We start from the raw sequence: 18474 nt of genomic DNA, 5'->3' as shown, positions 1-18474 counted from the left end.
CTTGCTCCAACAAAGAGTTAGATCGTGATGGCGATTCAACGAAACGCCATCACGGTCTAAGCGCAAGAGAAGTCTCTGCATCGGGCTGGAACATGTGCTCCGGCTTGGAGTTTTGCGTTCGAGACCATCGTTATCATTGCTGGGTGAGATGAAATCGAAGCTGGTTGCCGAGACCTCAGGGCAAAGGACATTCGTGGTGAATCGCTGCGCTGACTGCGTTTGCCGGCCAGAAGGACATCACCGGCGCCTCGCTGACAGCGATCGGCGCATTCGAGAAGGCGACGGTCGGCTGGTTCGACTTCCAGTCGAAGTCCTACCGCAAGATCCCCGTCGACGAGCAATGCGAGGTGCTGAGCGCCATCGGCGACATCCCCGTCGGCGACGGCGGCAAACCAAGCCTGCATCTCCATGCGGTGCTCGGCCTGAGCGATGGATCGGCCCGCGGCGGACATCTGCTCGAAGGCATCGTGCGGCCGACGCTCGAAATCACGGTGCTGGAGTCGCCCGGCTATCTGCGCCGGAGGAAGCGTCCTGAACTCGGCATCGCCCTGATCGACCTGGAGGCCTGATATCCGGCGCAAGATGGTTGAGTCATCAAGCGACAGGTTTTCGCTGCCTCCGGACACGCCTCCTATGGAGGCACGCACGGCCGACGCGCTGCCCGAGGACCGCGGTGCCTGGCAATACGAGCCGAAATGGGATGGGTTCCGCTGTCTCGCCTTCAAGGGCGGTGAAGCCGTCGATCTCAGGGCAAAGTCCGGCAAGCCGCTCGGCCGCTACTTTCCCGAGTTGACAGCGATGTTGCACGCTCTCGACGCCAAGGATTTCGTCGTCGACGGCGAGATCGTGATCGAGATCGAAGGCCGCGCCTCCTTCGACGCACTGCAGATGCGGCTTCACCCCGCCGAGAGCCGGATCCGCAAGCTGAGCGTGGAGACGCCGGCCCAGTTGGTCCTGTTCGACATGCTCGTCGCGGCGGGCGGCAAGAGCCTCCTCGAGAAAACACTGGTCGATCGGCGTGCGGCACTCGAGGACTTCGTGGCGAAGGCAAATACGGCCTGCCTGCGGCTCTCGCCATCCACGACGAACCTTGCGACCGCGAAACGCTGGCTGCAAGGCGCCGGGCACGGTTCGACCGACGGCATCGTCGCCAAGGCGCTGGCCGAGCCTTACCGGCCAGGCGAGCGGGCGATGATCAAGGTCAAGCGGCTGCGCACCGCCGACTGCGTGGTAGGTGGGTTTCGCTACCTGAACGGCAAGCCGCAGGTCGGGTCGCTGCTCCTTGGCCTCTACAACGAACGCGGCCTGCTCGACCATGTCGGCTTCACCTCGACCATCGGCAATGACGAGCGCGCGGCGATCACCGACAAGCTAGAGAAATTGCGCGGCGGTTCCGGCTTCTCCGGCAAGGCGCCGGGCGGACCGAGCCGCTGGAGCACCGAACGCAGCGGGAAATGGGAAGCGGTGCGGGCGGAATTGGTGGTGGAGGTCCGCTTCGACCATGTCACCGGCGGCCGCTTCCGGCATGGAACCAAGCTGCTGCGCTGGCGGCCCGACAAAGCCCCGCACCAATGCACGTTCGAGCAGATCGAGCAGCACGCCACCGTATGATGGCACCCGCTTGCTGCTCAGCGGAACTACCGGCCGCTTGAGCGGTTCCTCAAGGGAACACTAGCGTTGGAGAACGAGATGGACCCGCGCAACAAGCAACGATCGGCAAAACAGGGCGAAACCGAGGCTCCGGCCATTGAGCAGCAGGACTGGGAGGCCCTTGAGGGCAACAAGGTGCTCCCGGACAGCGTGGTTGTGGAAAACGGCGTTCCGGATACCCAGGAGACGGAGGGAACTCTTCCCGAAGAAGACGACGACAACCCCTACGAGGAGAGCGACGAAGCTTTGCCCGATGATGAGGAAGAGGACGTCCTGAAACGCGATCCCTCCAAGGAAGGAAGCCGGTTCGACGAAGTTTAATGCATGTCGCCCAAAAGTGTGCAGCGGTTTTGGGACAACGACATGCATGGGAACAAAGACCTACAGCGCGGCGCCTGAATTCGTTTCAGCGCGACGCGCTTTAGGGAACCGTGCGTAGCGTCGACCAGGCGCGCCTCAGACTTCGAGCAGCGCGTAGGGTCGGCCGGTCGGCTTCGCGACATGCATGGCAACGTTGTAGACCTTGGCGCCGCCCGGCGTGCAGCCTTCGTAGGTGCCGCGATGGGCGTGCCCGTGCACCACCGCGCTCACCTTGAAGCGGTCGATCGTTTCGCCCAGCCGGGAGGATCCCAGAAACGGGAAGATTTCCGGCGGCTCACCAAGGACCGTCTCCAGGATCGGTGCATAGTGGAGAACCACCAAGGTGCGTTTGGCGCGGACTTGCCGCATTGCGTTCTCGAGCCGCATCGCCTCGCTGACGCTTTCGGCAACCATCGCCTTGATTGCGGGTTCCCCGAAGGAGCTGAGCATTCTTGCGCCGAAACCGCCGACGAAGCCCTTCACGCCGACAAAGCCGACATCCATCAACTCCGTGGCTTGTCCATCGAGGAGATGGACGCCCGCCTTACGAAGCGTTGCCGTCACCTCCTCGACAAAACCCGACTCGTAGTCATGATTGCCAAGCACGCCGACCACGGGGATCGAGCAGGCGCGCAGATCTTCGGCAAGACGCTCGGCCTCTTTGGGTTTGCCGAGATTGGTGAGATCGCCAGCAAGAACCAGGACATCCGCCTCGCGCGAAACTTCGCCGAAGAGATCGCGATAGGAAGTCTGGGCATCCTCCTGGGCATGCAGGTCGCCTATGGCAGCGATCTTGATGGCGCCGTCGCCGTTTACATTGCTGCCTCTGGCGTTGACGCTGTCAGCCATCGCGGAATTCTCCCATGCCTCCGACACCGGCAAATCCCCATTCCTTGACGTCGATCTCATAGTCGACCTGCGACAGCAGACGGCCACGACAGATCTTCGTCCGGGACGGCGGCAGTTGCCGTTGCCTGGCAAGCCGCGCGAGCAGATCGTCGAGCAGCCAATCCGGAATGTGGCTGCGCTCGCTGGGATAGATCCAGCGGAAGTTCAGGATGTGCATCAGCAGCACTTCCCAATGGACGTCGAGATGGGCGAGCAGCCTGTGCCAATCGATCTGATCGTGCGCCTTGAGGATGGTGTGGGCGATGTCGGCGCCGTCATGCCGGCCCCGGTCCTGGATGAAGCATTTCGACCAGACGAGCTCGGTCGGGCCGACGATCCTGACCCGACTCCCCAGAAGCTCGACCTGACGGGCATGTTCCAGCCACTGGTCCTCGACCTGCATGGTGCCGTTGGCGGAGGCGAATATGACGTCGAAGAAATGCTCGCCTTCGAACACCTTCCCAAGCCACCGGTCGTCCTCGATCTCGACCCCGTAGCCGATGTCCTTGAAATGCGCGAGGATGCGCTGGCAGTCGCCGGCCTTGCAGAAAATGTCGAGGTCCTTGGTGTGGCGGACAACGCCCGTATAGGCGCTCACCGCATATGCCCCGGCGACGAGAAAGGGAATGTCGGTGGCTGCGAGCTCGCGGATCGCATTCGTATAGAAGGCCTCCGCTTCAGCGCTTTTCAGCGTCGGCTCGGCCTTGGCATCAATTACGGGAAGTGATGCCAGCACACCCGGCAACTCATCGTTCGCCATCAGCAACGCTCCGGCCTCGGACCTTTCGTCCGCCTGGTCCGATAACAGCCAGCGACCCTGCCTTGTTCCGCCATCTGGTGCGGGGACCCGTCCCGCAGTCCGGTCACTCAATGGCGGCGCCCGTGCTCGACGAGATGGAACCTGTATCGATCGCGCACGAATTCGTTGAAGAACCGCCCTTTCGACGGAGCGGCCTTGAACGCCGCATAGGTCTCGGGCTCAACCTCGTCATAGTCATAGCGGTCGCCGCTCGGGACGAACCAAACCGAAAGGATCCTCGTCGACCGGTCGTAATGCATGTTCCGTATCGCGGTGGAAGGCATGTCGGACGTCCCGCTTGCCAATGCGTAATTTCCAGGCGGCCGCGAGGTTCCGCGTTATCGGATGGTCCGGCACAGGATGAAGCCTTGCGGGCGCGGCTGCACTCCCTATCTGGCAGTTATGCCATCGACAAAAACCAGAACTGCAACGGCCCGCCAGGGCGAGCTGTTTGGCGCCGCCGAAAGTTTGCCGGAAGGTTTCCAGTACCAACCGGAGCTGATCACGCGCGACGAAGAACGCGAATTGGCCATTCGCATTGCGGGCCTGCCGTTCAAGCCCTTCGACTTCCATGGCCATCTTGCCAACAGGCAGGTCGTCGGCTTCGGCCTCCGTTACGACTACGATCGCAGCCAGGTCGTGGAGGCGGCGGCCATACCCGATTTCCTGCTTCGGCTCCGCGACAAGGTTGCGGGTCTCGCCCACCGGCCCGCGGCCGAGTTCGCGCAGCTGCTGATCAACGAGTATCGGCCGGGCGCCGGCATAGGCTGGCATCGCGACAAGCCGCAATTCGGGCTCGTCGCCGGCGTTTCCCTGCTGGCGTCCTGCAGCTTCCGGCTACGCTGCAAGAATGGAGCGGGATGGGACCGGGAGACGATCGAGGTCGAACCGAGATCCGCTTATGTCATGGATGGTCCGGCGCGGAATGAATGGGAACACAGCATTCCTCCGGTCGCGGAACATCGTTACTCGGTCACCTTCCGGACGTTGCGGCCCGGCCTATGATTGCCCGCCCGATTACGCGCCCGGCGCCGCTGCCGTCACCCGCCACACGAGTGGGCCGCAGGCAAGCTGTTCAAAGCTTGATGAGTTCTCTGGCCACGGCGATTTCCTCGTCGGCGGGAACGACAAGTACTTCTACCTTCGAATCCGGAGTGTTGATCAGCTCTTGGCCCTTCGCGTTCAACCCATCGTCGAGCGCGACACCCAGCCACGCGGCGGCCTCGCAGATCCTTTGACGGATTTGAGGCGCATGCTCGCCGATGCCCGCGGTGAACACGAGTGTGTCGAGCCCTCCAAGCGCGGCTGCGAGCGATCCGATCTCACGCCCGATACGGTAGACGAAGAAATCGATGGCACGACGTGCCGCGGCATCTTTCGACGCAAGCAGCGTCTGCATATCGCCGGAAATGCCGGATATCCCCAGCAAGCCGGAACGCTCGTAAAGCAATTCGGTCAATTGATCGGGCGACAGCTTCCGGTCCTGCAGGAGATGCAGGATCACGCCGGGATCGATGGCGCCGCAACGCGTGCTCATGAGAAGACCGTCGAGCGTCGAAAACCCCATGGTGGTGGCGGTGCTTGCCCCTGCCATCATGGCGCACAAGCTCGCTCCGCTGCCGAGATGGGCGACGATGGCCCGGCCGCTGGCACCTGGGCCGTAGCGGTCACGAAGCTTCGCGGCGATGTGGCTATAGGAGAGCCCGTGGAAGCCATAGGAGACGATGCCCTGGTCGGACATCTCATGCGGCAAGCCATAGATTTTGGCGAGTTCCGGCCGCGCCGCGTGAAAGGCCGTATCGAAACAGCCGACCTGCTTGGCTTCCGGCAGGAGCCGGCTGGCCAGATCGACGATCTCGAGGTTGATCGCCTGGTGGATCGGGGCGAGCGGCTCAAGCCCATGCAGGGCGTCGAGCGTATGCTCGTCGAGCCGAGTCGCGCGAACAAAACTCCTGCCGCCATGCACGATCCGATGTCCGACTTTCCCGACCTGGCGCAAAAGGCCGCGATCGGTGAGAAAGGACGCCACGGCTTCGAATGCCTTGGCAATATCGATCGGCCCGTCTCCCAAGCTCCGGTCGATCTCGGGCGAGACAGCCGTCGGCGCGACATGCAGTCGTGGCCGGCGCCCGATCGATGAAACGCTGCCGCGCACCAAAAGGTGAAGGTCGTCGCGCTGCTGAAACACCGCGAACTTCAGGCTTGAGGAGCCGCCGTTGAGGACGAGGATTGCACCGGTCATGGCCGGCCGGCTCCTGCCGCTTTTGCGGCGCTCGTCCTGGCGGCCTGGCGCTTCGGCATCGACGACTGCTCCCATTTCCAGCCGAGAATCTCCGGCATGTCCTGCCCATGCTCGCGGATATAGGCGTGGTGTTCGATCAGCTTGCCTTCCATGGCCTGTTTGAGGTCGACATGGGCGCCGGTTGGCCCGGGAAGACGTTCGATAACACCCAGTACGAGATGGTAGCGGTCGAGGCCGTTCAGGACGGTCATGTCGAAGGGCGTGGTTGTCGTCCCTTCCTCATTGTAGCCGCGCACGTGGATGTTGTCGTGGTTGGTTCGCCGGTAGGTCAGGCGGTGGACGGTCCATGGATAGCCATGGTAGGCGAAGATGACGGGCTTGTCGCTGGTGAACAGCGCGTCGAACTCGCGATCCGACAGCCCGTGCGGATGATGTTCCTTTGCCTGCAAGGTCATCAGGTCGACGATGTTGACCACCCGGATCCGCAGTTCCGGAGTAGCGCGTTTCAGAATTTGGACGGCGGCCAGGGTCTCGAGCGTCGGCACGTCGCCGGCGCAGGCCATGACCACGTCCGGCTCGGCCCCGTGGTCGGTCGATGCCCACTCCCATATGCCGATGCCGGCGCTGCAGTGAACTTTCGCCTCGTCGATGGAGAGCCACTGCCAGGAATTGACCTTGCCGGCGACGATGACGTTGATGCGGTTCCATGTCTTGAGCACGTGGTCGGTCACGCAGAGCAGGCTGTTGGCATCCGCAGGCAGATAGACGCGCACGACGTCCGCCTTCTTGTTCAAGGCCACGTCGATGAAGCCTGGATCCTGATGGCTGAACCCATTGTGCTCCTGCTGCCAGACGTGGCTCGACAACAGGTAGTTCAGCGAAGCGATCGGTCGTCGCCAGGGAAGCTTGCCGCAAGCGTCCAACCATTTCGCATGCTGGTTGAACATGGAGTCCACGATATGCGTGAAGGCCTCGTAGCAGGAGAAGAAGCCGTGCCGGCCGGTCAGCAGATAGCCTTCCAGCCAGCCCTGACAGGTGTGCTCGGATAGTATCTCCAGAACCCTGCCCTGCCTGCCGAGGTGGACATCCTCGGGCAGGATCTCTTCCATCCAGGCGCGTTCGGTCACCTCGAAGACATCCTGAAGCCGGTTCGAGGCCGTCTCGTCGGGACCAGCGATGCGGAAATTCCTCGCGCTTTGGTTCAACGCCATGACATCGCGCAGGAAGTTGCCCATCACACGGGTCGATTCCGCTTTGACGCCTCCGGGGTGCTTGACCGGGACGGCGTGCTCGAGCAAATCCGGCAGATCGAGAGACCGGCGCAGCAGACCGCCATTGGCATGCGGATTGGCGCCCATGCGTCTGGCGCCGCTCGGCGCGGTGGCGCGGATCGTGGACGCCGGAGCGCCCGCGGCATCGAAGAGTTCTTCGGGCCGGTAGCTCCTCAGCCATTCCTCGAGCATCTTCAGATGCGCCGGATTTTCCGCGAGACCGGAGAGCGGGACCTGGTGGGCGCGCCAGAAACCCTCGGTCTTCAGGCCGTCGACCTCCTTGGGGCCGGTCCAGCCCTTCGGGCTTCGCAGCACGATCATCGGCCATTTCGGCCGGGACGGTGCAGCCTCCGCGCCGTTTCGAGCTGCGTCCTGAATCGCCTTGATGCGATCCAGCGCATCGTCGAGCACGGCGGCCATCCGCTCATGCATCCAGGCCGGATCATCGCCCTCGACGAACAGCGGCTCATAACCATAGCCGACGAATAGCGCTCGCAGCTCTTCTTCGGGGATGCGGGCCAGAATGGTGGGATTGGCGATCTTGTAGCCGTTGAGATGCAGGATCGGCAGCACCGCCCCGTCAAGCGCCGGGTTGAGAAACTTGTTGGAGTGCCAGGACGTGGCGAGCGGCCCGGTTTCCGCTTCGCCGTCGCCGACGACGCAGGCGACGATAAGATCGGGATTGTCGAAGGCGGCGCCAAAAGCATGCGAGAGCGCATAGCCGAGCTCGCCGCCTTCATGGATCGAGCCGGGCACATCGGGCGCCGCATGGCTTGGGATGCCGCCGGGAAAGGAGAACTGCCGGAAGAGCTTCCTCATTCCGGCCTCGTCCAATTGGATATCCGGATTGATCTCGCTGTAGGTGCCCTCGAGGTAGGTGTTTGCAACCATCGCAGGTCCGCCATGACCGGGACCGCAGAGGTAGATGACATTTGCATCGCGCTGTCTGATTGCGCGGTTGAGATGCGTATAGATGAAGCTGAGCCCCGGCGAGGTTCCCCAATGGCCGAGCAGCCTCGGCTTGACATGCTCCAGCCGAAGCGGCTCGCGAAGCAGCGGATTGTCGAGCAAGTAGATCTGCCCGATGGTCAGGTAGTTGGCGGCACGCCAGTAGGCATGGATGTCTTGCATCTCCTGCTCGGACAGGCGTTTGGCGCTGGGTTGCTCGGCCATCTCTCAATCCTTCGCTGGTTCCAAGCCGACCTTCGGTTGAAGCACAACGCGTCGGTGCCCGCACCGGTTCATGCCGGTCGCTACAAAGGTCGGCCACCGCCGATCTATCCGGCAAGCGAGGAACAGGCTTTGATCTATCGCAAATGCCCGGCGTCATCGGCCGTAAGTGCAGAAGCGTGCCAGGCAAACTGTCTCTGGTTTTGGCAGGTCAGTCTGGACACGCGCGATCGAGTGGCGGCTCGATAAGCTCGACGCGTATGCTGCCTTCTTTCGGATGCGGAAAGCTGCGAACGCGGATCAGCGGTCAAGGCCGAATTTCGTGGAACGTTATCGGCGAGGAGTTCGTTCCCTCATCGACACGGATCGAGCGGCGGGCTTTGCAAAGCGATAGGAGATTGCCATGAAAGTCGGCAACTGCATGACGAGGGACGTCAAAATCGCAAATCCCGACCAGCCAATTCGAGACGTAGCGCAGATGATGTCCAGCCTCGATGCCGGCGTGATGCCTGTTGGTGACAACGACCGGCTGGTCGGCATGATCACCGACCGCGATATCGTGGTCCGCGGCGTAGCGCTGGGCAACGGGCCTGACACCAAGGTGCGTGACGTCATGAGCGTTGGAGAGGTCAGATATTGCTTCGATGACGAAGACATCGAGCATGTACTTGCGAATATGGGCGACTTGCAGGTGCGCCGACTTCCCGTTCTCAATCGAGACAAACGGCTTGTCGGGATCATTTCCCTTGGCGACCTCGCGAAGAGCGGAGAATCGGCAGAAGCCGGAGAGGCTTTGGGCAGCATATCGGTGCCTGGCGGGCAACATTCGCAAACTACCCATTGATCCAGGATGCCGGATCGCCGGAACGTCAGGCCTTCGCGGGGCGTTGGCCGACGCTGGGTGCCATCCAGTCGTGCCGCCTAGGCCCCGATGCTCTCGGGCCACAACGCCTTGAAGTCCTTGGGCAGGCTATCGCGCACCTTCGCCGACTGCCCCAAATCGATGTGATGGGCGACTGCCTTGAATACCGTCCTGGCCGCGTGGTTGGCGTTTACCGGTCGTCCGGACTCCAAGCCTTCAGCGATGGTGTTGAAGAACTCTTCGACCGAGCGATTCCGGTTCGGCAAATTGGACGGCTGGTATTGGTCGTAATATGCACCGCGGATCAGGAGCGGTAGCTCCGCGCCCAGATTGGCTCCCAGTTCCGCGGGCAGCCTGTCGCGTAAAGCACGCAGAACCACACCAAGCGCATGCCATGCAAGTTGCCGATCCGGACCGAGGTCATCCATGATCTCATTCAACCAGATATTGGTGATCTGGACTGTCTTGTCGAAAACCTCGAGGCCGTTTGCGCTCATCGTAATCTCCCAGACAAAAGCGCCCCACGCACCCTTGCTTTGGTTGGAACGTCCGGCTGAGGCTATTGTTTCGTCCATCCGGTCGATTGCCTGAACTCTGCGCAAATCGATTGTGGGAAGGCGCTCGCCGATGGCGCGGTCGGACAGCCAGGCAGTAGCGAAGACCCAACCCTCGGCGTGAGATGCGGACGTACTTTCGGAGCTAAGGATCAATTGCGTCCCTGACGCGTTGCCACCTTTTAAGGACGCGGATCGGCCGTCCCCAGCCGAGAAAGGAGAAGGCGATGCCGGACAAGAAAACCATCGAGAAGGCGCGACAGGACAAGCGTGAAGGCAAGTCGCCGAGCACGCAAGCAAGCGAGTTCGTGCGCGAGGAGATTGACGAGATTCGCCGCGGCAAGCACGGCGCGCGCTCCACAAAGCAAGCGATCGCCATCGGCCTTTCGGAAGCGCGCCGCGCCGGGGTCGACCTGCCCCCGCCAAAGAAGGGCAAGGTCAAGGAGAGCACGCGCAAAAGCGCTGAATACGCATACGAAGTCGGCCAGGGCGAACGCAAACCCAAGCGCCGGCCGAAAGTTTCGAAGGCCGTGTCCGAGGTCCTTCAGGATGAACCGAAAAGCAGCGCATCTCATGAGGCGCTGTCACGGCAAACCAAGAGAGCGGCTTCGCGCCGGACCGCCGGTGAACGGTCGGCCGCTGCTAAAAAAGCGGCCGAGACGAAAGGCGCAGCCGGGCGCTCGGCGGCCGCACGGAAAGCCGTAGAGACCAAGGGCGCTCAAGGCAGGAAGCAAGCGGCGAAGAAGGCGGCCAGAACCCGCGCGAGCCGCAGCTAGCTCCCGGCCATCCAGATACGCCTTCACGGACGATCCTGTCGGTGATGCGGTAGCACCATCGAACAAAAAAGGGACGCATCCGCGGAACAAGTGGCGGGGACCTCAGTTAATGCATGTCGCCCAAAGGTGCGCAGCGGTTTTGGGCGAACGACATGAATCGAACGAAGAAAAGACTTGAAGTGCGTCCCCTGAATCCTTTTCTGCGCGACACGCTTTAGGTATCCTGTCCATTGAATGATGCCCAGCACAAAGTGTCCACGGGCCTTACCAGATAAGCTCTTGCCGCACATGATGAGATCAAGTGTTCTCCCTCGGCAAATCTAGGCGAACGCTGTCGCTATTCTGGATATTCGCGGCTCTGTCCGGCTGCGCGGGAGGCGTGCTTGACCCGCAAGGCCCGATCGGCGCGGGCAACCGCACGATCCTCTTGAACTCGCTGGCGGTCATGCTGGTCATCGTCATTCCGACGCTGGTGGCGCTGCTTTTGTTTGCCTGGATGTTCCGCGCCTCCAACCGCAACGCCCGCTACGATCCGGAATTCACCTATTCGGGCCGCATCGAGCTGATCGTCTGGTCGATCCCGACGCTCACCATCCTCTTCCTTGGCGGGTTGATCTATTACGGGTCCTACCATCTCGATCCGCGCCGGCCGATCGCCTCCAGCCAGCCGCCGCTCGACATCCAGGTCGTGGCGCTCGACTGGAAGTGGCTGTTCCTCTACCCGGACCAGGGCGTCGGAACGGTCAACCAGCTGGTCATCCCGGCCGGCGTGCCGGTGCGTTTCAAGCTGACCTCGGCCAGCGTGATGAACACCTTCTTCGTGCCGCAGCTCGGCAGTATGGTCTATGTCATGAACGGCATGCAGACCGAAGTTAATCTGCAGGCCGACCGAGAGGGCGACTATCTCGGCCTGTCGGCGCATTTCAGCGGCGACGGCTTTTCGGACATGAATTTCCGCGTGCGGGCGATCCCGGCCGACGCCTTCGCCAGCTGGGCCTCGTCCTTGCATAGCGGCGGCGTGCTCAACGCCAGCGCCTATCGCGAGCTTGCCCGGCAGAGCATCAACGTGCCGCCGTCCTCCTTCGGCCATGTGCAGCCAGGCCTGTTCGACGCAATCGTGCGGCAGACGCTGCCGCCAGGCCCGGGACCGACTGAGGCCGCCGCCGGCGAGGCGCAGTTGAGCCCGAAGGCCGAGCCGAAGGCGGGAACGACGCCCGCGGCTCAACAGCCCAAAGTGGGAGGATGACGATGCTCGGCAAGCTCGACTGGTCGGCCGTTCCCTTCGATCAGCCCATCCCGCTGGGTGCTGCCCTCATCGTCTTTCTGGCGGCCGCCGCGGTGCTGATCTGGGTAACGGTCAAAGGCTACTGGCCCTATCTCTGGCACGAGTGGATAACCTCGGTCGACCACAAGCGCATCGGCGTCATGTATATCGTGCTGGCGGCGCTGATGCTTTTTCGCGGCTTCGTCGACGCCGTCATGATGCGCACCCAACAGGTGATGGCGATACACGGGCCCGGCTACCTGCCGCCGGAGCATTACGACCAGGTGTTTTCGGCGCACGGCACAATCATGATCTTCTTCGCCGCGATGCCGTTTGTGATCGGGCTGATGAATTTCGCCGTGCCGCTGCAGCTCGGCATCCGCGACGTCGCCTTCCCGACGCTGAATTCGGTCAGCTTCTGGCTGACGGCGACCGGGGCGCTGCTCGTCAACATCTCGCTCGTCGTCGGCGAGTTCGCGCGCACCGGCTGGCTGCCCTATGCGCCGCTGTCGGAGACGGCCTACTCGCCCGGTGTCGGCGTCGACTATTATCTGTGGTCGATCCAGATTTCCGGCGTCGGCACACTGCTCACCGGCGTCAACCTGGCGACGACCATCCTCAAGATGCGCGCGCCCGGCATGGGGTATCTGCACATGCCGATGTTCTGCTGGACCTCGCTCGCCTCCAACCTGCTGATCGTCGCGGCCTTCCCGATCCTGACCGCGACGCTCGCCATGCTGACGCTCGACCGTTACCTCGGCTTCCACTTCTTCACCAACGAAGCCGGCGGCAACCAGATGATGTTCATGAACCTCATCTGGGCGTGGGGGCATCCCGAGGTCTATATCCTGGTGTTGCCCGCCTTCGGGATCTATTCCGAGATCTTCTCGACCTTCTCGTCGAAGCCGCTGTTCGGCTACCGCTCCATGGTCGCGGCGACGCTGTTCATCTGCATCGTCTCCTTCATGGTCTGGCTGCACCACTTCTTCACCATGGGCGCCGGCGCCGACGTCAACGCCGCCTTCGGCATCGCCACCTCGGTCATCGCCGTCGGCACCGGGGTCAAGATCTACAACTGGCTCTTCACCATGTATGGCGGGCGCGTGCGCTTCGACACGCCGATGCTGTGGTCACTGGCCTTCGTCACCACCTTCATCATCGGCGGCATGACCGGCGTGCTGCTCGCCGTGCCGCCGGCCGACTTCATGCTGCACAATTCGCTCTTCCTCGTGGCGCACTTCCACAACGTCATCATCTCGGGCGTTCTGTTCGCCGCCTTCGCCGGCTTCACCTACTGGTTCCCGAAAGCCTTCGGCTTCCGGCTGCACGAAGGCTGGGGCAAGGCCGCGTTCTGGTTCACGCTTGCCGGCTACGTGCTGGTCTTCGTGCCGCTCTACATCGTCGGCCTGCTCGGCATGACGCGCCGCCTCCAGCACATCGACATGGACCTGTGGACGCCGTGGCTGGTGGTGGCGGCCTTCGGTATTGCGGTGATGATCGTCGGCGCCGCGTGCCAGGTCGCGCAACTCGTCGTCTCGATCAGGCATCGCGAAGCGCTGCGCGACGAGACGGGCGACCCCTGGGACGGCCGCACGCTGGAATGGTCGACGTCCTCGCCGCCGCCTTTCTTCAACTATGCGCGGCTGCCTTATGTCGAGAACGAGGAGCCCTACTGGACCGTCAAGCAGCGGGCGCTGGATGGGCAAGCCCCGGCCGAAAACGAAAGCTACGAGCCGGTCGAGATGCCGCGCAACAGTCCGACCGGCTTCGTCACCGCCTTCTTTGCCACGCTGATCGGCTTCGCGCTGATCTGGCATATCTGGTGGCTGGCGATCGTCGGCTTCCTCGGCGCCTATGCCACCTTCGTCGTCTTCGCCTGGCGCGAGCATGGCGACTACGAGGTCCCCGCGGACGAGGTCGAGCGCATCGACCGCGATGGCAGGGCCGCGCAGCTTGCCTGGATACATAAGCGGGAGCGCGTGGCATGAGCGACATCGCAGCCGGCAGCGCGGTGCGCGAACCGTATCGGCCCGGACAGCACGACGGGCACGGTCATGGCCTGTTCTCGGCGACCGGCCATGGCCAGGGCGGCCCGGCCTCGAAATTCGTCACGGTTGCCTACGGCTTCTGGATCTTCCTTTTGTCCGACATCATCATGTTCTCGGCCTTCTTCGCGTCCTTCGCCGTGCTGTCCCAGGCGACGGCCGGCGGGCCGGCCGGCAAGGAGCTGTTCGAGCTCAACCGCGTTGCGGCCCAGACGGGGCTTCTGCTCACCTCGAGTTTCACCGGCGGCCTTGCGACGCTCGCGACCCATCGCCGGTCGATGGCGGCCACCCAGTTCTGGCTGCTCGTCACCGGCCTGCTCGGCGCTGCCTTCCTGTTCCTGGAGGTACAGGAGTTCGTGGCGATGGCGCACGAGAATGCGGGGCCCTCGCGCAGTGCCTTCCTCTCCGCCTTCTTCGCCCTCGTCGGCTGCCATGGTACCCATGTCGGCCTCGGCCTGCTCTGGCTCGGCACCATGATGGCGCAGCTCTGGGTGAAGGGTTTTCGGCCGGACTTGTTGCGGCGGCTGCACTGCTTCGGCCTGTTCTGGCACGCGCTCGACATCATCTGGATCGCCATCTTCACCCTGGTTTATCTGCTGGGAGCATCGCCATGAGCGACATTGAAAGTCGGATCGAAGAAGAGCTCGACCGCCGCGATTCAGCGCCGGGCGAAGAGCGCATCACCGAACACGAGCTGGCGGGAGGGCTTTCGGGCTATCTGCTCGGCTTCGGCCTGGCAATCCTGTTGACCATCGCCTCTTTCCTGGCGGCGCAAACCGGCCTGATCTACCAGCCGGCGGTGATCTCGGCTCTGGTGGTGCTAGCCATCGCGCAGATGGGCGTGCATCTCGTCTTCTTCCTGCACCTGACCACGGGGCCCGACAACACCAACAACGTGCTGGCGCTCGCCTTCGGCGTGCTGATCGTCGCGCTCGTCGTGATCGGCTCGGTCTGGATCATGGCCCATCTCAACGTGAACATGGCTCCGATGAGCGCCCATCAGGCCGAGATGATGCCTTAAAGCGCGTCGCGTCGAAACGGATTCAGGCGACGCGCTTTAAGTCTTTGTTTTTATGCATGTCGTTTTCCCAAACCGCTGCACACTTTGGGCGACATGCATGAACCGGGATTGCGCCGGGGCGCTTTGCAGAGCGGCCAACTTCATCAGTTGGCCGTTCGCGGCCGCCATCAGTTTTCGACGGCCATGCCGCCGAGCAGGCGCAGCCCGGTTTCGTATCTTTGCGGCGAGGCGCCTGCATGATGCGCCTGCCGCAGATTGTCCGTCAGGTCCGCCTCCTTGACCCGCCTCGCCAGCGGATTCGAGGCGGCGCGGCAAATGAAACCCTGCTCACTATCGTCGAGTCGTCTCGTCAGGGCATCGACCGCCGCCACGACGGGAAGGCTGAAGCCTGCCGCCTCCAGCCGATCCAGTGTCCAGCCCTCGCCTTTCTCCACCACGTCGTGCAGATAGGCGACGGTCTTTTCGTCGAGCGTCTCGACTGCGTTGGCGACGCGCCTGACATGTTCGATATAGGGTTGGCCGGTCTTGTCTTTCTGGCCGCGATGAGCCTCTTCAGCGATCTTGGCCGCGCGATAAAGCATGATCCTCCCCAGTGCTGACTTCAGAGTTCGCCTCGAGAGGGCAGCCGAGGCCGGCTTGCTCGGGCTTGATGCTCGGCTTGCCGGCGCGCTTTTCGCGGGAGAGCGAGAACTGCGCGCCATGCATTACGAACATTGGCAGCGCATGAATGTTCCCGCGCACAAGCGATTTTCGGGTTCGGCCCGGCGACGAGGCAGCGAGCGGCGCGATAGGCCCTGCATACCCGTTAGGGGCAAAGCATGTCGTGAGATTGTTCGAGCGAACATTTCGCTCGCAAGACCGTTTAGGGGTATGGCCGGCGCACAAACCTCGTTATCAAACACTCGACCGCAGTCAGGATGCGTCACAGTGTTCGGCGGTTCTGGCTTTCTTGGGCGAAGAATCGTCAAGCACCTCTTGAACCACGGGCTTGTCGTGCGCTCGGCTTCCCGCCATCCCGGACGTGCGGGACGGAAGCAGGCTCATCACGAGCTCTTTAGCGCGGTCAAAGCCGACATCCTCGACCGAAGCCAAATTGCCGCGGCCGTTTCGGATGCAAGCACGGTCGTAAACGCAGTCAGCCTCTATTCCGAACATGGAGGCGTTACTTTCGAGCGCGTCCATGTCGAGGCTGCTTCCCAGTTGGCGGACGCGGCGCGGCGAGCCGGCGCCGAACGATACATCCAGATATCCGGCATCGGTTCCGACTCACGCTCGCGGTCCAGTTACATCAAGGCGCGGGGGCAAGGTGAAGAGGCCGTCGACGTCGGATTTCCGGGCGCGACCATCGTCCGCCCCGCGGTGATGACCGGACGGGACGACGCCTTTTTGACGACGATCACGAGATTGTTGCGCATCCTTCCTGCATATCCGCTGTTCGGCAACGGCGACACCCGTCTCCAGCCGGCATCCGTTGAAGACGTTGCGGAAGCCATTGCGCGCATCGCGTCCGCAGGTGCCGACGCCCGTCTGTTCGAGTTCGGTGGGCCGCGTGTCTACACCTATCGAGACCTGGTGCTGGAAGTTGCCCGGCTGCTTGGCATCAGGACACGATTGGTGCCCGTTCCGTTTGTCTTTTGGCACGCACTCGCCACTTTCGGCGAGTTCGTCCCCGGCGTGCCGCTGACGCGCAACCAGGTCGAGCTCATGCAGATCGACAATGTTGCGGATACTCGACTGCCGGGACTCCGCGATCTCGGGATAGAGCCTCATGACATCGATCAGGTGTTGCGATCGGCCTGAGAGCAGCCGTGATGAGAACTGATTTCCAAAGGAGTATGACCATGGCCAGATGCGACCAGTGCGGCAACGACTACGACAAGTCCTTTCAGCTACATCTGGGAGGAGAAACCTACACATTCGACAGCTTCGAATGCGCGATCCAGAAGCTCGCGCCTATCTGTCCCCATTGCCAGGTCCGCATCATTGGGCATGGCGTCGAGCAAGGCGACATCATCTACTGTTGCGTCCACTGCGCGGAGCAGGAAGGCGCTGATGCGCTTACCGATCGTGCTCCTTGAATCGTCGGCGACACAGGCTGACAGTTCCGCGACGTCGCTGCGCACACGACGGCTTTTTTTGCGTCGCTCCCGGCTGCATGAGCCATGACTGAGCTGCGCGGCCGGTCCAGATTTGTCGGAACGTTTTTGCCGCAGGTTCATTGGGCGTTGGTCAGCGCTTCAGCGAGCGCACCCAATTTTTCCGGGAGAACGCCATGAAAGTGCAAGAGTGTATGACCAGGAACGTGCGGATTGCGACACTGGAAGCAAGTCTGCGTGATGTTGCCCAAGCGATGGCCGTTCTGGACGCGGGGCTGATCCCCGTTGCCGACAACGGCCGATTGGTCGGCATCGTGACTGACCGGGATATCGCCATCCGGGGCATCGCCGCGGGAATGGAACCTGACACCCCCGTGCGCGATGTCATGTCGACTGACGTCAAATTTTGCTTCGAGGATGAGGAAGTCAGTGCCGTCCTTCAGGACATGGGCGATATCCAGGTGCGGCGCTTTCTGGTGCTCAACAGGGACAAACGGTTGGTGGGCATCGTCTCGCTCGGCGACCTCGTCGGAAACGGCGAAGCGACCCATGCTGGAAAAGCGCTTGAAGGCATCTCTCAAGCTGGCGGTCAACACTCGCAAGCAGCAGCTCACTGACAGCGCCAGGCTGCTCAGCCTGGAATTGTGGCCAGATCGATCTCGGTGATGTGCCAGCGGCCAAGATTTGCGGTGTAGAGCTTGTCGCCCTTGAAGGCGATGTTGGTGGGGTGAGCCAGCGTGGTCGCCGCCGGATCCTCGATCAGCACTTCGAGGCCTCGCTCCTTTCGCCAGCGATAGATCCGGCTCGGCTCGTAGCATGAGATGAACAGCGAGCCGTCGGGAGCGAAGGCGACGCCATCCGGAACATTGCGCACGTCTTCGACGACGACCTGCCGAGCCCCTGCGCTGCCGTCGCCGAGGATCGGCACATGACTGATGCAGGACGCGTTGCTTTCCACCACGTAGAGGCCGTTGCCGTCCGGCGCCATGGCCATGCCGTTGGCGAACGACATGACTTCCCGGCACCACAGGCCGCCCTCGCCCGTCTTGAGATCGTAGCGGAAGATGCCCGAGCGATTGCCCTCGCCGACGCTGTCCGAAACGAAGAGCCAGCCTCTCGTCTCGTCGACGACCGGATAGTTGGGCACGCGGATGCCGGACGAGGCAAAGCGCTCCATGTAACCCGTCGCGGCGTCCCAGCGGAAGATCGCGGCATGCCTGAGATCGCACGCGAAACAGTTGCCGGCGCTGTCGAAGGCAATGCCGAGCAGAAACCCATCCGTGCCGCCCATGCGCTCGACCGAGCTGCCGTCGGCGGCAAGCCTCAGGAGATCGCCGTTTTCGGTGCCGCACCAGATCGATCCATCGCGGTGGACAGCAACACCTTCCGGATGCGCGACGCGCGGATTGGTGAAGATGCCGTCGAAGAAGGTGCGCGCGGCGGACATGTCGAGCAACGGCTTTGCCATGGAGCGCT

Annotated in this window: 20 protein-coding genes and 1 pseudogene; 13 read left to right on the top strand and 8 right to left on the bottom strand. The window is 62.6% G+C overall.

The window, feature by feature from the left end:
- Positions 1-148: 148 nt before the first annotated feature.
- The 3 genes and pseudogenes from ABID26_RS07400 (at position 149) to ABID26_RS07390 (ending at position 1971) form a co-directional block, all read left to right on the top strand.
- Positions 149-569 (top strand): annotated as a pseudogene (locus ABID26_RS07400) (PPC domain-containing DNA-binding protein).
- A gap of 13 nt (positions 570-582) precedes the next feature.
- Positions 583-1611: an ATP-dependent DNA ligase gene (locus ABID26_RS07395; RefSeq protein WP_292303120.1), complete on the top strand. Its 1029-nt coding sequence runs from the start codon at positions 583-585 to the stop codon at positions 1609-1611.
- 78 nt (positions 1612-1689) lie between these two features.
- Positions 1690-1971 (top strand): hypothetical protein, encoded by a 282-nt coding sequence (locus ABID26_RS07390; RefSeq protein ID WP_126098216.1) that lies wholly within the window; start codon positions 1690-1692, stop codon positions 1969-1971.
- 135 nt (positions 1972-2106) lie between these two features.
- Here the strand turns inward: ABID26_RS07390 and ABID26_RS07385 are convergent, their stop codons facing one another.
- The 3 genes from ABID26_RS07385 to ABID26_RS07375 form a co-directional block, all read right to left on the bottom strand.
- Entirely contained in the window at positions 2107-2859 is a 753-nt protein-coding gene (locus ABID26_RS07385; protein ID WP_292303121.1) for a metallophosphoesterase family protein, read from the bottom strand.
- Complete coding sequence (locus ABID26_RS07380; protein WP_292303122.1) at positions 2852-3658, bottom strand: nucleotidyltransferase family protein; 807 nt, start codon at positions 3656-3658, stop codon at positions 2852-2854. The genes ABID26_RS07385 and ABID26_RS07380 overlap by 8 nt, the downstream gene beginning before the upstream one ends.
- Before the next feature lie 107 nt (positions 3659-3765).
- On the bottom strand, positions 3766-3981 hold the full coding sequence (locus ABID26_RS07375) for a KTSC domain-containing protein (protein ID WP_292303123.1): 216 nt from the start codon (positions 3979-3981) through the stop codon (positions 3766-3768).
- 118 nt (positions 3982-4099) lie between these two features.
- On the opposite strand from ABID26_RS07375, the gene ABID26_RS07370 reads away from it, so the two are divergent.
- On the top strand, positions 4100-4702 hold the full coding sequence (locus ABID26_RS07370) for an alpha-ketoglutarate-dependent dioxygenase AlkB (RefSeq protein ID WP_292303124.1): 603 nt from the start codon (positions 4100-4102) through the stop codon (positions 4700-4702).
- A gap of 70 nt (positions 4703-4772) precedes the next feature.
- Here the strand turns inward: ABID26_RS07370 and ABID26_RS07365 are convergent, their stop codons facing one another.
- Positions 4773-5939 carry an acetate/propionate family kinase gene (locus tag ABID26_RS07365; RefSeq protein ID WP_292371342.1) on the bottom strand — a complete coding sequence of 389 codons (1167 nt, stop codon included), beginning with the start codon at positions 5937-5939 and terminating at the stop codon, positions 4773-4775.
- A complete protein-coding gene (locus tag ABID26_RS07360; RefSeq protein WP_292303986.1) occupies positions 5936-8383 on the bottom strand; it encodes a phosphoketolase family protein in 2448 nt (815 codons plus the stop codon). Before ABID26_RS07360 ends, ABID26_RS07365 begins: the two co-directional genes overlap by 4 nt.
- Positions 8384-8783: 400 nt before the next feature.
- On the opposite strand from ABID26_RS07360, the gene ABID26_RS07355 reads away from it, so the two are divergent.
- Positions 8784-9224 (top strand): CBS domain-containing protein, encoded by a 441-nt coding sequence (locus tag ABID26_RS07355; RefSeq protein ID WP_354414711.1) that lies wholly within the window; start codon positions 8784-8786, stop codon positions 9222-9224.
- A 77-nt stretch (positions 9225-9301) separates the two neighbouring features.
- On the opposite strand, the gene ABID26_RS07350 is transcribed toward ABID26_RS07355, so the two are convergent.
- The gene (locus ABID26_RS07350; RefSeq protein ID WP_292303989.1) at positions 9302-9739 is read right to left on the bottom strand and encodes a DUF2267 domain-containing protein; all 438 of its coding nucleotides are present in this window, start codon (positions 9737-9739) and stop codon (positions 9302-9304) included.
- 284 nt (positions 9740-10023) lie between these two features.
- Between ABID26_RS07350 and ABID26_RS07345 the strand changes: the two genes are divergently transcribed.
- From ABID26_RS07345 to cyoD, 5 genes are all read left to right on the top strand, one after another.
- Positions 10024-10572: a DUF6496 domain-containing protein gene (locus ABID26_RS07345; RefSeq protein ID WP_292303991.1), complete on the top strand. Its 549-nt coding sequence runs from the start codon at positions 10024-10026 to the stop codon at positions 10570-10572.
- A 301-nt stretch (positions 10573-10873) separates the two neighbouring features.
- Positions 10874-11818: a ubiquinol oxidase subunit II gene (gene cyoA / locus ABID26_RS07340; protein WP_354414706.1), complete on the top strand. Its 945-nt coding sequence runs from the start codon at positions 10874-10876 to the stop codon at positions 11816-11818.
- Positions 11819-11820: 2 nt separating this feature from the next.
- Positions 11821-13824 carry a cytochrome o ubiquinol oxidase subunit I gene (gene cyoB / locus ABID26_RS07335; protein WP_292303995.1) on the top strand — a complete coding sequence of 668 codons (2004 nt, stop codon included), beginning with the start codon at positions 11821-11823 and terminating at the stop codon, positions 13822-13824.
- Positions 13821-14495: a cytochrome (ubi)quinol oxidase subunit III gene (locus ABID26_RS07330; protein ID WP_126098204.1), complete on the top strand. Its 675-nt coding sequence runs from the start codon at positions 13821-13823 to the stop codon at positions 14493-14495. Before cyoB ends, ABID26_RS07330 begins: the two co-directional genes overlap by 4 nt.
- Positions 14492-14902 carry a cytochrome o ubiquinol oxidase subunit IV gene (gene cyoD / locus ABID26_RS07325; RefSeq protein ID WP_126098203.1) on the top strand — a complete coding sequence of 137 codons (411 nt, stop codon included), beginning with the start codon at positions 14492-14494 and terminating at the stop codon, positions 14900-14902. Before ABID26_RS07330 ends, cyoD begins: the two co-directional genes overlap by 4 nt.
- A 167-nt stretch (positions 14903-15069) precedes the next feature.
- On the opposite strand, the gene ABID26_RS07320 is transcribed toward cyoD, so the two are convergent.
- On the bottom strand, positions 15070-15483 hold the full coding sequence (locus tag ABID26_RS07320; RefSeq protein WP_126098202.1) for an HD domain-containing protein: 414 nt from the start codon (positions 15481-15483) through the stop codon (positions 15070-15072).
- Between the two features lie 346 nt (positions 15484-15829).
- Here ABID26_RS07320 and ABID26_RS07315 point away from each other — a divergent pair, with 346 nt between their 5' ends.
- The 3 genes from ABID26_RS07315 (at position 15830) to ABID26_RS07305 (ending at position 17615) form a co-directional block, all read left to right on the top strand.
- Complete coding sequence (locus ABID26_RS07315; RefSeq protein ID WP_292303998.1) at positions 15830-16702, top strand: complex I NDUFA9 subunit family protein; 873 nt, start codon at positions 15830-15832, stop codon at positions 16700-16702.
- A gap of 41 nt (positions 16703-16743) precedes the next feature.
- A complete protein-coding gene (locus tag ABID26_RS07310) occupies positions 16744-16980 on the top strand; it encodes a hypothetical protein (protein ID WP_292304000.1) in 237 nt (78 codons plus the stop codon).
- A gap of 194 nt (positions 16981-17174) precedes the next feature.
- On the top strand, positions 17175-17615 hold the full coding sequence (locus tag ABID26_RS07305) for a CBS domain-containing protein (RefSeq protein WP_292304001.1): 441 nt from the start codon (positions 17175-17177) through the stop codon (positions 17613-17615).
- 14 nt (positions 17616-17629) lie between these two features.
- Here ABID26_RS07305 and ABID26_RS07300 read toward each other — a convergent pair whose 3' ends face one another.
- Complete coding sequence (locus tag ABID26_RS07300; RefSeq protein ID WP_292304003.1) at positions 17630-18466, bottom strand: SMP-30/gluconolactonase/LRE family protein; 837 nt, start codon at positions 18464-18466, stop codon at positions 17630-17632.
- Positions 18467-18474: the final 8 nt, after the last annotated feature.

The organism is Mesorhizobium shonense, assembly GCF_040545255.1.
GTDB lineage: Bacteria > Pseudomonadota > Alphaproteobacteria > Rhizobiales > Rhizobiaceae > Mesorhizobium > Mesorhizobium shonense.
Note: the sequence above shows the minus strand (reverse complement) of the source record. Positions and strands in the feature narration are given on the sequence as shown.

What these genes read in the sequence shown, in the direction of transcription:
- ABID26_RS07385 (WP_292303121.1), bottom strand. Translation starts at nt 2,859, where the DNA reads ATGGCTGACAGCGTCAACGCCAGAGGCAGCAATGTAAACGGCGACGGC.
- ABID26_RS07370 (WP_292303124.1), top strand. Translation starts at nt 4,100, where the DNA reads ATGCCATCGACAAAAACCAGAACTGCAACGGCCCGCCAGGGCGAGCTG.
- ABID26_RS07330 (WP_126098204.1), top strand. Translation starts at nt 13,821, where the DNA reads ATGAGCGACATCGCAGCCGGCAGCGCGGTGCGCGAACCGTATCGGCCC.
- ABID26_RS07360 (WP_292303986.1), bottom strand. Translation starts at nt 8,383, where the DNA reads ATGGCCGAGCAACCCAGCGCCAAACGCCTGTCCGAGCAGGAGATGCAA.
- ABID26_RS07395 (WP_292303120.1), top strand. Translation starts at nt 583, where the DNA reads ATGGTTGAGTCATCAAGCGACAGGTTTTCGCTGCCTCCGGACACGCCT.
- cyoB (WP_292303995.1), top strand. Translation starts at nt 11,821, where the DNA reads ATGCTCGGCAAGCTCGACTGGTCGGCCGTTCCCTTCGATCAGCCCATC.
- ABID26_RS07300 (WP_292304003.1), bottom strand. Translation starts at nt 18,466, where the DNA reads ATGGCAAAGCCGTTGCTCGACATGTCCGCCGCGCGCACCTTCTTCGAC.
- ABID26_RS07305 (WP_292304001.1), top strand. Translation starts at nt 17,175, where the DNA reads ATGAAAGTGCAAGAGTGTATGACCAGGAACGTGCGGATTGCGACACTG.
- ABID26_RS07355 (WP_354414711.1), top strand. Translation starts at nt 8,784, where the DNA reads ATGAAAGTCGGCAACTGCATGACGAGGGACGTCAAAATCGCAAATCCC.
- ABID26_RS07350 (WP_292303989.1), bottom strand. Translation starts at nt 9,739, where the DNA reads ATGAGCGCAAACGGCCTCGAGGTTTTCGACAAGACAGTCCAGATCACC.
- ABID26_RS07365 (WP_292371342.1), bottom strand. Translation starts at nt 5,939, where the DNA reads ATGACCGGTGCAATCCTCGTCCTCAACGGCGGCTCCTCAAGCCTGAAG.
- ABID26_RS07375 (WP_292303123.1), bottom strand. Translation starts at nt 3,981, where the DNA reads ATGCCTTCCACCGCGATACGGAACATGCATTACGACCGGTCGACGAGG.
- ABID26_RS07310 (WP_292304000.1), top strand. Translation starts at nt 16,744, where the DNA reads ATGGCCAGATGCGACCAGTGCGGCAACGACTACGACAAGTCCTTTCAG.
- ABID26_RS07380 (WP_292303122.1), bottom strand. Translation starts at nt 3,658, where the DNA reads ATGGCGAACGATGAGTTGCCGGGTGTGCTGGCATCACTTCCCGTAATT.
- ABID26_RS07320 (WP_126098202.1), bottom strand. Translation starts at nt 15,483, where the DNA reads ATGCTTTATCGCGCGGCCAAGATCGCTGAAGAGGCTCATCGCGGCCAG.
- ABID26_RS07345 (WP_292303991.1), top strand. Translation starts at nt 10,024, where the DNA reads ATGCCGGACAAGAAAACCATCGAGAAGGCGCGACAGGACAAGCGTGAA.
- cyoD (WP_126098203.1), top strand. Translation starts at nt 14,492, where the DNA reads ATGAGCGACATTGAAAGTCGGATCGAAGAAGAGCTCGACCGCCGCGAT.
- ABID26_RS07390 (WP_126098216.1), top strand. Translation starts at nt 1,690, where the DNA reads ATGGACCCGCGCAACAAGCAACGATCGGCAAAACAGGGCGAAACCGAG.